This window comes from Plantactinospora mayteni, assembly GCF_016862935.1.
Lineage (GTDB): Bacteria > Actinomycetota > Actinomycetes > Mycobacteriales > Micromonosporaceae > Plantactinospora > Plantactinospora mayteni.
Genome location: NZ_BONX01000007.1, coordinates 241,746 through 254,729, shown reverse-complemented (window position 1 = coordinate 254,729; position 12,984 = coordinate 241,746). Strand labels below are relative to the sequence as shown.

Sequence of the window (12,984 nt, the reverse complement as noted above, 5' to 3'; positions counted from 1 at the left end):
CCGGTGGCCGGACTGGCGACCCCGCCGCTGTTCGCCGCACTGGCCGGGGCGCGCAGTGTCCTGATCGCGGGAGCTGGCGGCGGCTTCGACGTGTACGCCGGACTTCCGCTCGCGGTCGCGCTGTGGGACTCCGGTGTCCGGGTGCGGCTGGCCAACTACTCCTTCGCCCAACTGGAACTGCTCGACCTGGACTGTTGGCTGGCCGAGAACATCGCGGCGGTCACCCCGGAGACCAAGGGCCTGCCTGACTACTTCCCGGAGCGGGTGCTGGCCGAATGGCTGGCCGGGCAAGGCTTCCCGTCGACCGTGCACGCCTTTCCCCGGACTGGCGTCGCACCGCTACGTGCGGCGTACCGGTACCTGGTGGAGCGGTACGAGGTGGACGCGATCGTACTGGTCGACGGCGGTACCGACATCCTGCTTCGTGGCGACGAGGCCGGGCTGGGCACGCCGGTCGAGGACATGACCAGCCTCGGCGCGGTCGCCGGCCTGGACGTGCCGGTACGGCTGGTCTGCTGCCTCGGGTTCGGGATCGACGCGTATCACGGGGTCAACCACGTGCAGGTGCTGGAGAACCTGGCCGCGCTCGACCGCGAGGGGGCGTACCTGGGTGCGCTGTCAATCCCCGGCCGAGGCCGGGAGGCGACGCTCTACCGGGACGCGGTCGCCCGGGCCAGTGCGGCCACCCCGTTGCGGCCCAGCATCGTCAACGGGCAGATCGCGGCAGCCACCCGGGGCGAGGCGGGCGACGTCCAGTTCACCCGGCGGACCAGTGGCAGCACGCTCTTCGTCAACCCGCTGATGGCGATCTACTTCACCGTCGAGCTGGCCGCCCTGGCCCGCCGGTCGCTCTATCTGGATCGGCTGGAGCACACCGTCGGGGCCCGCCAGGTGGCGTCGCGGATCGACGACTTCCGGTACGACGTCTCCCGCCGCAAGCCCCGGGCCTTCCCGCACTAGTTTCCCCCGCACGTCCCCGACGCAGATTGCCGACACGCGCTTCCGGCACGCGACGTCCCCGGCCAGGCGACCAGGGACGATTTCGGGTCGGCAGCACCGTTCGCTCGCCTACGCTGCCGGGAGGGGGCAGTTCCTACGGGGAGAAACGCCGATGGCACAGGCACAGCGGGTGGCCGTACTCGGGCTGGGCGGGATGGGTCAGCCGATGGCGGCCAACATCCTCCGGGCCGGCCTGTCGACCGTCGTGTGGAACCGCCGGCAGGGGCCGGCCCGGCAACTCGGCGAGCAGGGGGCCGAGGTCGCCGACAGCCCGGCCGACGCGGTACGCCGGGCCGACGCGGTGATCACGATGGTGACGAACGGGGACGCGGTCCGGTCGATAGCGATCGACCAGGGCATGCTGGCGGCGATGGCCGACGGGGCGATCTGGGCGCAGATGAGCACCATCGGGGCCGCCGACACCGAACGGATCGCCGGGCTGGTCCGGGAGGAGCGGCCGGACGTGGTGCTGCTGGACGCGCCGGTGGCCGGCAGCCGGGGTCCGGCGGAACACCGTCAACTGGTGGTGCTCGCCTCCGGGCCGGAGCAGGTCCGGGAGCGAATCGCCCCGGTCTTCGACGCGCTCGCGCAGCGGACCGTCTGGGCCGGGCCGCTCGGCGCCGGCTCGCGGCTCAAGCTGGTCAACAACATGCTGCTGGTCTTCCTGGCCGAGGGGATCGCCGAGGCGATGGCGCTGGGCCACTCGCTGGGGCTGGACCGCACGGCGGTGTTGGGCGCGTTGCAGGACAGCCCCCTCGTCTCGCACTGGGCCGCCGAGAAGCTGGAGCGGATCGGTCGGGACGAGTACTCGCCGCAGTATCCGCTCTCGCTCGGGCTCAAGGACGTGAACCTGGCGCTGTACGAGGTCGACATCGACCGGTTCCCGGTGGCGACCAGCCTGGCCGGGCAGTGGCAGCGGGCGGTGGAGCACGGGCTCGGCGACGAGGACGTCACCGTGCTGGCCCGGGCACTCCAGCACTGAGCCGACCCGTACCGCCCGGCCGCTGCCCCTCGGGTACCGTCGCCGGCCGCCCCGTCCGTCGCCGCCGGTCGCCTGCCGGCGTCACGCCCAGAAGCGGGCGATCTCGGCGGCGTGGGCCCGGCCGACCACCCGACCGGCCTGCGCGGCGGGACCCCGGGTCGCCGGGGAGAGCGGGTTGGACCCGAACGCCGCGACCGACGCCCCGTCGGCGTGCACCACCAGCACCTCGGCCGGGCGCAGCCGCTCGATCTCGTCGGCGAGGCCGCCCAGCGGCTCCGGCGCGTCAGGCGGGCTCGGCGTGATCACGAGTACCCGGTCAGCGCCCTGGGCGAGATCCGCGTTGGTGCCGGACCGGACGCCGCCGTCGACGTACCGGCGGCCGTTGATCGTGGCCGGCGGCCAGACCCCCGGTACGGCGCAGCTCGCGGTGACCGCGTCGACCAGGTCGACCCCGGAGTCGCGGGTGAAGACGGTCAGTTCGCCCGTCCCGGCATCCACCGCCGGCACCAGTACGGTCCGGTCCGGCCAGACCGGGTGCGGCAGCCGGGCGGCCACCACCGCGCGCCGGGTCGCCTCCTCGACCGTCGGCGTCGCCAGCGCCAACGCGGCGATCCGCTGCCGGGCGTCCTGCGGCGAGGCCGCCCCGGCGGTCGCCTCGGTGATCCGGGCCGTCAACCCGACGAGGTCGACGTCGACGTCGATCTCGGTGGTGGTCGGCTCGAGCTGCCGGTCGAACAGGGTCGCCAGGTCGGTGCCGCTGGTGACCTGCGCCGCGACGGTCGAGCCGGCCGAGGTGCCGACGACGACGTCGGCGTCGAGCACCGCCGGTCGCAGCTCCGGGACCTCGTCCCGGATGCCGAGCAGTACGCCGAGTTCCCAGGCGATCCCCGCCACCCCACCCCCGGCGAGCACGAGTGCCCTCTGCACGATGCTTCTCCGATCAGCAGCTTCCTGATCAGAGGAATCTATCCGGCACCACCCGCGCGGATACCTGCTATCGGCCGGGTTCACCCCTCCGTCGCGCGGCGACGCGGCTGATGCCGACGGCATCGATCCACGTCTTGACGCTGCTCAGGGTCGACTCTAGGTTTACCCGGATGTAACAGCCGGCGTCCGGAACTGTCGCGATCCATCGTGTCCACGCGTCGCAGTCCGGCGGTACTGAATGGGGTGGGCGGGCTTGTCGTGGTGGGACCGGGTACGGCGGGACCGCATCCTGCTGCTCGCCACGCTCCCCGGCGTCGGGCTCCTGCTGACGTTCCACTATCTACCGTGGCTCGGCAACGTCATCGCGTTCAAGGACTACCAGCCGTACGTCGGAATTCTGGACAGTCCGTGGACCGGGCTGGCGAACTTCCGGATCATCGTCAGCGGCGACCCGGCATTCCTGAACGCGCTGACCAACACCCTGATCATCACCCTGCTCCAGGTGCTGGTCGTCTTTCCCGCCCCGATCGCCCTCGCGCTGCTGCTGGACAGCCTGATGTCCGCGCGGCTCAAGCGGGTCGTGCAGAGCGTCCTCTATCTGCCGCACTTCCTCTCCTGGGTGATCGTGGTCGCGATCTTCATGCAGTTGCTCGGCGACGGTGGCCTGCTCAACAACTTCCTCCGCGACCACGACCTCGGCACGGTCAGCATCGTCAGCAACCCGGACGCCTTCTTCGCCCTGGTCACCGGCCAGGTGCTCTGGAAGGACGCCGGCTGGGCGACGATCCTCTTCCTGGCCGCGCTGTCCCGGATCGACGGCACGCTCTACGAGGCGTCCGCAGTGGACGGCGCGACCCGCTGGCGGCAACTGTGGCACATCACCCTGCCCGGGCTGCGCGGCCTGATCGTGCTGCTGCTGATCCTGCGGCTCGGTGACGCGCTCACCGTCGGCTTCGAGCAGATCGTGCTCCAGCAGGCGGCGGTCGGGGTGGACGCCAGCGAGGTGCTCGACACGTACGTCTACAACAACGGCATCCTCGCCGGTGACTGGGGAGTCAGCGCGGCGGTCGGGCTGGTCAAGGGCCTGGTCGGGCTGCTCCTGGTGCTCGGCGCCAACCGGCTCGCGCACCGCTTCGGAGAGCAGGGGGTCTACCAGCGTTGACCAACCGGACCACCATCGCGGGGATCACGGCCGCGTCGAAGCCGGTACGCGCGCTGAAGGGCGTCGTGCTGGCGCTCTGCTGCGCGGCCGTGGTCGTACCGTTCCTCGGGATCGTCTCGACCAGCCTCGCCACGCACGAGCAGATCACCCGGGACGGCGGCTTCGTACTCGTCCCCGACGAGGTCAGCTTCGCCGCGTACACGGCGATCCTCTCCGGTGGGGTGGTGACCCGGGCGACCCTGGTCAGCCTCTTCGTCACCGTCGCCGGTACGGCGTTGAGCATGGCCACCACCATCCTGCTGGCGTACGGCCTCAGCCGCCCGCGGTCGACGGCGCACCGTCCACTGCTGATGGTCGTGCTCTTCGCCCTGCTCTTCGCCCCCGGCATCATCCCGAGTTACCTGGTGGTGAAGAGTCTCGGGCTGCTGGACAGCTACTGGGCGCTGATCCTGCCGGTCGCGGTCAACGCGTTCAACGTGATCATCCTGCGGGCGTTCTTCATGGACCTGCCCCGGGAGGTGATCGACAGCGCCCGGATCGACGGTGCCGGTGACGTCGCCATCCTGTTCCGGATCGTCCTGCCGCTGAGCAAGGCCGTACTCGCGGTCATCGGGCTCTTCTACGCGGTGGCGTACTGGAACGCGTTCTTCAGCGCCCTGCTCTACCTGAACGACACCGCGAAGTGGCCGTTGCAGCTCGTGCTGCGGACGTACGTGGTCAACCAGACCCAGCTCGGCGTCGACCAGCTCGGCTCGGCCGGCGCGGCACTGCCGCCCCAGGAGGCGATCCAGATGGCCATCCTGGTGCTCTCCGTCGTCCCTGTCCTCGTCGTCTATCCCTTCGTGCAGCGGCATTTCACCAAGGGTGTGCTGATCGGCGCGGTCAAGGGCTGAAAAACCGCTCCTCCTCACCCGATTCCCCCAGGCGTTACGCCAAGGAGCAACCATGACCAGTCATCCGGCGATCGGCCGCCGACAGTTCCTCACCGGTGCGCTCGGCACCGCCGCCATGATCGCCACCCCGGGCCTGCTCGCCGGCTGCGGCGACGGCGGCACCACTGCGGGCGGCGACCAGAACAAGGCCAGCGGCTCGGCCAGACTGCCGAACTACACGCCGTACACCGGGGTCACCCCGGACCTGAAGGGCAACCGGCAGGGCCTGCTGGACGCGTTCCTGAAATATCCGGAGCCGCCGGTGAAGGCCAGCGACGGCCCGCCCGGCGACGGCGGCCAGTTCTCCGCCTTCGTCCTCACCAACTCGCCGGTGCCGCCCGCGGTCGGGCAGAACCCGTTCTGGCAGGAGATGAACCGGCGGCTCGGCGTCGACCTGCGGTTGACCATCGTGCCCAACCCCGACATGCCGACCAAGTTCGCCACACTGGTCGCCGGGGACGACCTGCCGGACGTCATCGTGCCGGCGCTGTTCACCCCCAACGGCCTGCCCGCCGGTACGGCGAACCTGCCGGCCTGGCTCGCCGCCAAGTGCCAGGACCTGTCCCCGTATCTGTCGGGTGACGCGGTGCAGGAATATCCGTTCCTGGCGAACCTGCCCACCGACGCCTGGCGGGACTGCCGCTACAACGGCGGCATCTACGGCCTGCCGGTGCCCCGGGGCATCGGCGGCACCCTGATGATGCGCCGCGACGACCTGTTCACGCAGCTCGGCGCCAATCTCCAGCCGGGCAGCTTCGCCGAGTTCCGGGACGTCTGCCGCCAGGTCACCGACGCCAGGGCGAACCGCTGGGCGCTGGCCCAGGCTCCGCTCGACTTCGTCCGGCAGATGCTCGGCAACCCGTGGCGGTGGAAGCTGGAGGGCGGCAAGCTGGTCAGCGCGTACGAGAGCGAGGAGTTCAGCCAGGCGCTCGCCGACACCGCCCGGCTGGTCCAGGACGGCGTGGTGCATCCGGACAGCTTCAGCAACAACGCGCCGACGAAGAAGTGGTTCAACGCGGGCAGCGCGATGATGATCACCGACCGGTACACCGCCTGGCCGCAGTTCTTCGCGGAGAACATCGCCGGGCCCGGCTTCGAGATCGGCGGGATGCGCCCGCCCCGGCACGGTGGCGGTGGGTTCGCGGCCACCTGGCAGGCCCAGGCGACCAACAACTTCACCGCGTTCAAGAAGGCCGACGAGGGTCGGATCCGGGCGCTGCTGAAGGTCTGCAACTGGCTGGCCGCGCCGTTCGGCACCGAAGAGTGGCTGCTGCGCCGGTACGGCGTCGCCGGGGTGCACTACCGGATGGCGGACGGCGGGCCGGAGCTGACCCAGGCCGGGGTAAGCCAGACGGTACTCGGGATCCGCTACATCGTGGACGCCCCCGACGTGATCTTCGTACCGGGTGAGGCCGAGGCGACCCGGAAGTCGTACGAGTACCAGAAGTCGATCATCCCGACCGCCGTCAAGGACCCGACTCTCGGACTCTTCTCCGACACCTGGTCCCGACGCTCCGGCCAGCTCGGCACGATCGTCAACGATGCCCAGATGGACATCCTCAGCGGGCGCAAGCCGGTCTCGGCCTGGGACGACGTACTCAAACAGTGGCGGAGCACCGGCGGTGACAAGGTACGGGTCGAGTTCGAGGAGGCGATCGCCAACAGCGCCGACTAGCGGCCGGGTGGCGGTAGCGGACGACTCGACCGAGGGCCTGGACATCCCCTGTGTGGTGTCCAGGCCCTCGGCACGCCCCTGTTGTGAGCCTGGTTCAGGCGTCCCGGTACCGGAACAGCAGCGCACCGGCGAGCAGCGCGGCACCGGCCCAGATCGCCAGTACGCCGAGCCCGGCCCACGGTCCGATCGGCTGCCGCTCCAGCGCGGTGGTGGCCTGGACGGCCAGCCCGGACGTCATCGGCGCCGCCTTCTCCAGCCGGTGCTGCCACTTCGGGTCGCCGATCAGTTGCACCAGCACCGGGGCGGTGTAGAGCAGCACGAGCACCGCGACGATCGCCCCGGCGGTGTCCCGCAGCGCCGTGCCGACACCGACCGCGAGCAGGGCGACCAGGCCGAGGTAGAGCACGGTGCCGATCACGGCCCGCAGCGTCGGCTCGTCGAGCAGCGAGGGTGGCGGATAGCCGTTGGCCGCGCTGAACCCGTTGCCCGGCAGGATCATCCGGCCGACGAGCAGCGAGCCGAGCACCCCCGGCACGGCGGCGGCCAGCACCAGGGCGGTGACCACGCCCGCCTTGGCGGCCAGCACCGTACCCCGGCGTGGGTTCGCGGCCAGTGTCGTGCCGATCAGGCCGCTGGCGTACTCGTTCGTCACCGCGAGCACGGCGAGCACCACCACCGCGAGCTGGGCCACCCGGACCCCCCACAGGCTGACCCGGGTGGTGTCCTCGAAGCACTCGGTCGGCGACGGGCACCGGGCGATGTCGACCGCCGACACCGAGAGCGCGCTGAACACCACGGTGGCGACCACCAGCGCCAGCAGCAGCCAGGCGGTACTCGGCAGGGTACGCAGCTTCGTCCACTCCGCCCGGGCCGTCATGCCCGCTCCGCTCGCGCGTCGTACCCGGTCATGCGTCCCGCCGCCGGACCAGCCAGCAGGCGGCGGCCACCGCCACGACGACGTACCCGGCGAGCACCGCCACGCCCAGCCAGGGGCTGTCCGGCATGCAGCCGGTCTCCGGCAGGCACACCGTGGAGACGTGCTCGTACCGGGGATTCGTCTGCTGGATCGAGAAGCCGGCGGACGGCAGCAGCCGCATCATCCACCGCGCGGCGGTCAGCGGCAGCGCACCGGCGACCATCTGCGGCAGCACCATCAGCAGTACGACCACCGTGATCGCCCCGGCGCTGCGCCGCAGGATCGCGCCGAGCGCCAGACTGAAGACCGCGACCAGGGCCAGCACCAGCGCGGTGCCGAGCACCGCCCGGGCCACCGGCCAGTCGGTCAGCGACCGGTCCGGGAAGAGCGGTGGCACGAACCCGCTGTCCCGCTGGCTGGGCTGGGTGACCAGGAACGCGGTGACACAGGTGACGAGGCCGACCGCGAACGTCACGCCCGCCACCACCACCGCCTTGGCCAGCACCACCCGGCCCCGGCGGGGGCTCGCCGCGAAGGTGGTCCGGATCATGCCCCGGCGGTACTCGGCGGTGATGAACAGTGCCCCGAGTGCGACGATCGGCATGAGTCCGATCAGTGCCCCGCTCAGGCTCATCCGGGTCAGGTCCTCGTCGACCGCGCGCGGCGCGACGTCGCCGGTGCCGGTCACCGTACTGGCCCCGGTGGCGTCCGGGACACCGCTGAGCAGGGCGGCCGGCGGTACGCCCGGGCCGTCGAGCCCGGCCGGCGCGTCCGGAGCGACCGGGGCGACCCGACCGGCACCGGGCGCGTTGGGCTTGGCCTGCTCGACCATCCCGATCGCCTCGTCGGTCCAGGTCGCCGGCTGCTGCCCGCTGGCCGGCCGAACGCCGACATTGTCGAACCGGGCCGTGCTCCAGGTGGGGCGGGAGGTCACCGACGTGCCGTTGAACTGCCGCTCGACCCGGTCAGAGGGCGGCGAGGCGACGAAGATCCCCACCTCGGCCGTGGCCGGCAGCCCGGTCAGCTCGACGCTGCCGGCCTCGCGCCAGTCGGTGCCGTCCGTCGACTCGTACCCGGTGACGGTGTCGCCCGTGCGGGTCAGCCGGAGCCAGGGCTCGCCGCTGGCGATGCTTCCGGCCTCGTCCACCACGAAGTTGGTCTGCCAGCGGACCCCGTGGCCGGGGGTGAACAGCATCGCCGCGTACCGGGCGCCGGGCGTGGTGCCGTCCTTGACCATGATGCCGGCCTTGGCCCACGGATGGTTCGGGCCCTCGATCGCGGCCAGCCCCCTGACCCGGGCGGTGATCGTGCCGTCGCCGCTCAACGGTTGGTGCACGAACCGGAAGGTGTCCGTCACCTGCCCGCCCTCCGGGCCGGTCGGCGGCGGAGCCACCAGGTTCGCCTGGAACGAGCTGCCGGACGCGCTGAGCAGCGAGACCAGGATCGTCAGGCCGACCGCCGCCAGCATGATCAGCCCCCATCGAGGTACCGACCGCAGCTTGGTCCACTCGGCCCGGACCAGCCGACCGAAGCCGGGGGCGCCGAGGCGGCTGCCGGACGTGCCCAGACCCGTTCCGGGCGGTGTCGTCGTGGTGGTCATCTCACGCCTCCCGGCCGGCCGTGGCGGTGAACTCGGCCGGGTCCGCCGTGGCGGTGAACTCGGCCGCGTTCCCGGTGAGTTCCAGGTACGCCTCCTCCAGCGTGGCCCGGTGCGCGACCACCTCGGAGAAGGCCAGCGCGCGGGCGGTGAGCAGCGCGACGACCCGCTCCGCGGGCAGCCCGGAGACGGTGACCGTCTCGGCGTCGATCGCCGCCACCGTGGCACCGGCGTTGGCGAGTACCTCCATCGCCTCGGCGCGTCGGGACGTCCGCAGCGCCACCCGGTCGCCGGAGGCGGTGGCGAGCAGGGCCGCCACGCTGGTGTCGGCGATCAGCCGTCCCCGGCCGATCACCAGCAGGTGGTCGGCGCTGCCCTCCAGTTCGCCCATCAGGTGACTGGAGACGAGTACCGCCCGGCCCTGCGCGGCCAGCGACCGGAGCAGGCCACGGATCCACCGGATGCCCTCCGGGTCGAGCCCGTTGACCGGCTCGTCGAAGAGCAGCACCGGCGGGTCGCCGAGCAGCGCGGCGGCGATGCCCAGCCGCTGCCGCATGCCGAGGGAGAAGCCGCCGGCCCGGCGCCGGGCCGCACCGCCCAGGCCGACCTGCTCGATCACCTCGTCGACCCGGCGGGTCGGCAGGCCGTTCGAGTGCGCCATCCAGAGCAGGTGGTCCCGGGCCCGCCGTCCCGGGTGCACCGCTCCCGCGTCCAGCAACGCCCCGACCTCGCGCAGCGGCGTACGCAGCGCGTGGTAGGGGCGTCCACCGACCAGTGCGGTACCCCCGTCCGGGGCGTCCAGCCCGAGGATCATCCGCATCGTGGTGGACTTGCCGGCCCCGTTGGGCCCGACGAAACCGGTGACCCGTCCGGCTGGGACGGTGAACGACAGATCGTGCACGGCGACCGTGGCGCCGTACCGCTTGCGCAGGCCCCGGGCCTCGATGGTTGCTTCCATGCCGCGAGGTTACGGAGCCGGCGGCCCGGCGGTCGTCACGCCGAGGAGCAGTCTTCGCCGCTCCCATCAGGGGTGACGGGCCGGCCGGGGGTAGCTCCTGCGGGGGAGGCGGCAACCGCCGACCCGGCCGACGCCGGACCGGCCCGGCTCCGGCGACAATGACCTGTGTGGGCCAGCCGATCATGATCGAACGGGCGGTAGCCGCCGGCCGGCGGGTGACCGGAGCGCCCGAGTGGCCGACCGCCGCCGGTCTGCTGCTCGGGCTGCTGGCGATGGTCGAGGTGGCCCTGCGACCGGCCGCCTCCGGGCCGACCGTGTCGATGGCACTGCTGCTCGGACTCTGCGGAACCGTGCCGCTGGCGCTGGCGCGTACCCATCTGGTGGTCGCGGCGGTGACCACGACGGTGGCCACCTCGCTGAACCTGGCCGGCGTCGGGCGGCCGACCGGCGCCGCGCTGGTCGCCCAGCTCGCGGTCCTGTACCTGGTGGGCCGGGGCCGGTCCCGGTGGATCGCCGTGCCGTTGGCGCTGCCGTTCGCCGGCTACCCACTGTTCGGTCCACTGTGGTCGTTCAGCCGCCAGCCCGACGGTACGCCCGGCGGTGGCCGGCTCTTCGCCGTGCTGCTGGCCGCCGCCGCCACGGTGGCGCTCGGCGCCGGGGTGGCCCGCCGGCTGCGCCGGGAGGCAGCCGCGCGGGCCGCCTCCCGCCGGGTCATCGAGGACACCCTGCTGGAGCACGTGGCCCGGGGCGAGCGGGCCCGGATCGCCCGGGAACTGCACGACGTGGTCGCGCACCACATCTCGATGATCGCGGTACAGGCGGAGACCGCCCGGCTGACCACGCCCGGCCTGCCGGCCGAGGGGGCCCGGCGACTGGTCGCGATCGCCGAGACGGCCCGCACGGCGCTGACCGAGATGCGTCGGCTGCTCGGGGTGCTCCGGTCGGACGCCGAGGGCGCGCCGACCCGCCGTCCGCAACCGGGGCTGCACCAGCTCAACGACCTGCTGGACGAGGCCCGGGCGTCGACCGGTGCCGCCGCCCGGTTGATCGTGCACGGCCGGGTCGTCCCGCTGGACCCGGGGATCGAACTGACCGCGTACCGGATCACCCAGGAGGCGCTGACCAACGCCCGCCGGCACGCACCGGGCGCCGCCGTCGACGTCGTACTGCACTACACCGAGGACGCGCTGCGGCTCAGCATCCGGGACAACGGTCCGGGGCCGGTCGGTGGAAGTCCCCACGGGCACGGCCTGGTCGGGATGCGCGAGCGGGCGGCGATGGTCGGCGGCACCCTGACCGTCGGACCGGCGCCGGTCAGCGGATTCCTGGTCCGCGCCACCCTGCCGTTTCCGGACCCGATGCCGGCCACCGCCGCCGCTCCGGCACCGAGGAGCCCGGCATGACCGGTCCGGGCGTGGACTCGGTGGTGCCTGGGCGGATCCGGGTGCTGGTCGTGGACGACCAGGAGGTGGTCCGGGCCGGTTTCGGCGCGCTGCTCGGCACCCAGCCGGACTTCGCCGTGGTGGGCAGTGCGGCAGACGGCGCCGAGGCGGTCCGGATCTGCCGGGAGAGCCGACCCGACGTGGTACTGATGGACGTCCGGATGCCGGTGATGGACGGCATCGAGGCGACCCGGCTGATCGCCGACGGCTCCGAGTTCACCGGCGCGGCCGAGCCAACCAACGCGACCAGGACTACCGGCGTGACCAGAACTACCGGCGTGACCGGGACAACCGGCGCGACCGCCGCCAGCGGTGTGACCGCCCCGGGCGGTGGCGGCGAGCCGGCCGGACGACCGCCCCGGATCATCATGCTCACCACCTTCGACCTCGACGAGTACGTCTACGACGCGCTCTGCGCCGGTGCCAGCGGCTTCCTGCTCAAGGAGGTGACCGCCGAGCGGCTCTTCGACGCCGTACGGGTGGTCGCGGCCGGGGACGCGCTGATCGCGCCGGCCGTGACCCGACGGCTCATCGGCGAGTTCGCCCGGCTGCGCCCCCGGCCACCACAGCGGGCCACCCTGCTCGACGCGCTGACCCCACGGGAGACCGCCGTGCTCCGACTGGTCGCCGAGGGACTCTCCAACACGGAGATCGCGCAGCGGCTGGTGATCAGCGAGGAGACGGTGAAGACGCACGTCAGTCGGGTACTCGGCAAGCTGCGGCTGCGGGACCGTACCCAGGCGGTGGTCACCGCGTACGAGTCGGGTCTGGTGGTGCCGAGGAGTGCCCGCTGAGCGGTCGGCGCCAGCGGCTCAGCCGGGCTCGACGAGTCGGCGGACGGCGTCGACCACGGTTGCCCGGCGGTGGTCCCGGTCGGTGCCGGACAGCTCGGCGGTCTCGATCGAGAGCGTGGACCACATGGTCGCCAGGGTAAGCACCAGGGCGAGCAACTGTTCGGCGTCGAACCGGTCCGAGACGAGACCGTCCCGCTGGGCCGCCCGGATGGCTTCCGCCTTGGCCTTGCCGGCCTCGGTGATGGCCGGGATGGACCGCCCGGTGTCGACCCGTTCGAGCCGGTACCAGGTGGCGATCCGGGCCACGTCCGGATACGCCTCGGTGGCGTCGAAGAGCCGGCCGGCATAGTCGGGCAGGTCTTCCGGGGTGATCGGGGTCTCGGTAAGTGCCTGCCCGACGATCGCGTCGAAGACGGCGTCGAAGAGGTCGTCCTTGCTGCCGAAGTAGGTGTAGACCAGGCCGGCGCTGCATCCGGCCCGGCTGGCGATCCGGTCGATCCGGGCCCCGGCGAGCCCACGCGCGGCGAACTCGGCCAGCGCGGCCTCGATCAGTTGCCGCCGCTTGACCTCCGGTTCGCGGGTCCGCACCACGGCCCGAAC

The 12,984-nt window shown here is 72.3% G+C and carries 12 protein-coding genes; 7 read left to right on the top strand and 5 right to left on the bottom strand.

All coding sequences use genetic code 11. The features are described 5' to 3' along the window. Positions 1-3 precede the first annotated feature (3 nt). Both Pma05_RS06875 and Pma05_RS06870 read left to right on the top strand, forming a co-directional pair. Positions 4-960 (top strand): DUF1152 domain-containing protein, encoded by a 957-nt coding sequence (locus Pma05_RS06875; RefSeq protein ID WP_203856436.1) that lies wholly within the window; start codon positions 4-6, stop codon positions 958-960. A gap of 151 nt (positions 961-1,111) precedes the next feature. Beyond that, entirely contained in the window at positions 1,112-1,981 is an 870-nt protein-coding gene (locus tag Pma05_RS06870; protein WP_203856435.1) for an NAD(P)-dependent oxidoreductase, read from the top strand. An 81-nt stretch (positions 1,982-2,062) separates the two neighbouring features. On the opposite strand, the gene Pma05_RS06865 is transcribed toward Pma05_RS06870, so the two are convergent. Then, positions 2,063-2,908: a patatin-like phospholipase family protein gene (locus Pma05_RS06865; protein WP_239311807.1), complete on the bottom strand. Its 846-nt coding sequence runs from the start codon at positions 2,906-2,908 to the stop codon at positions 2,063-2,065. A gap of 253 nt (positions 2,909-3,161) precedes the next feature. On the opposite strand from Pma05_RS06865, the gene Pma05_RS06860 reads away from it, so the two are divergent. The 3 genes from Pma05_RS06860 to Pma05_RS06850 are packed head-to-tail and all read left to right on the top strand — an operon-like array spanning position 3,162 to position 6,677. Next, complete coding sequence (locus tag Pma05_RS06860; protein ID WP_239311805.1) at positions 3,162-4,070, top strand: ABC transporter permease; 909 nt, start codon at positions 3,162-3,164, stop codon at positions 4,068-4,070. Beyond that, complete coding sequence (locus Pma05_RS06855; protein ID WP_239311803.1) at positions 4,067-4,963, top strand: carbohydrate ABC transporter permease; 897 nt, start codon at positions 4,067-4,069, stop codon at positions 4,961-4,963. The genes Pma05_RS06860 and Pma05_RS06855 overlap by 4 nt, the downstream gene beginning before the upstream one ends. A 52-nt stretch (positions 4,964-5,015) precedes the next feature. Then, on the top strand, positions 5,016-6,677 hold the full coding sequence (locus Pma05_RS06850; protein ID WP_203856432.1) for an extracellular solute-binding protein: 1,662 nt from the start codon (positions 5,016-5,018) through the stop codon (positions 6,675-6,677). A gap of 94 nt (positions 6,678-6,771) precedes the next feature. Here the strand turns inward: Pma05_RS06850 and Pma05_RS06845 are convergent, their stop codons facing one another. Genes Pma05_RS06845 through Pma05_RS06835 form a run of 3 tightly spaced genes read right to left on the bottom strand, consistent with a single transcriptional unit; the run spans position 6,772 to position 10,148 of the window. Then, positions 6,772-7,554: an ABC transporter permease gene (locus Pma05_RS06845; RefSeq protein WP_203856431.1), complete on the bottom strand. Its 783-nt coding sequence runs from the start codon at positions 7,552-7,554 to the stop codon at positions 6,772-6,774. 28 nt (positions 7,555-7,582) lie between these two features. Beyond that, complete coding sequence (locus tag Pma05_RS06840; RefSeq protein ID WP_203856430.1) at positions 7,583-9,193, bottom strand: DUF1349 domain-containing protein; 1,611 nt, start codon at positions 9,191-9,193, stop codon at positions 7,583-7,585. Position 9,194: 1 nt separating this feature from the next. Next, the gene (locus Pma05_RS06835; RefSeq protein WP_203856429.1) at positions 9,195-10,148 is read right to left on the bottom strand and encodes an ABC transporter ATP-binding protein; all 954 of its coding nucleotides are present in this window, start codon (positions 10,146-10,148) and stop codon (positions 9,195-9,197) included. Positions 10,149-10,315: 167 nt separating this feature from the next. Between Pma05_RS06835 and Pma05_RS06830 the strand changes: the two genes are divergently transcribed. Continuing rightward, positions 10,316-11,551: a sensor histidine kinase gene (locus Pma05_RS06830; RefSeq protein WP_239311801.1), complete on the top strand. Its 1,236-nt coding sequence runs from the start codon at positions 10,316-10,318 to the stop codon at positions 11,549-11,551. Continuing rightward, on the top strand, positions 11,548-12,384 hold the full coding sequence (locus tag Pma05_RS06825) for a response regulator (RefSeq protein ID WP_203856428.1): 837 nt from the start codon (positions 11,548-11,550) through the stop codon (positions 12,382-12,384). Before Pma05_RS06830 ends, Pma05_RS06825 begins: the two co-directional genes overlap by 4 nt. Before the next feature lie 18 nt (positions 12,385-12,402). On the opposite strand, the gene Pma05_RS06820 is transcribed toward Pma05_RS06825, so the two are convergent. Further along, on the bottom strand, positions 12,403-12,975 hold the full coding sequence (locus Pma05_RS06820; protein WP_203856427.1) for a TetR/AcrR family transcriptional regulator: 573 nt from the start codon (positions 12,973-12,975) through the stop codon (positions 12,403-12,405). Between the last annotated feature and the right edge of the window lie 9 nt (positions 12,976-12,984).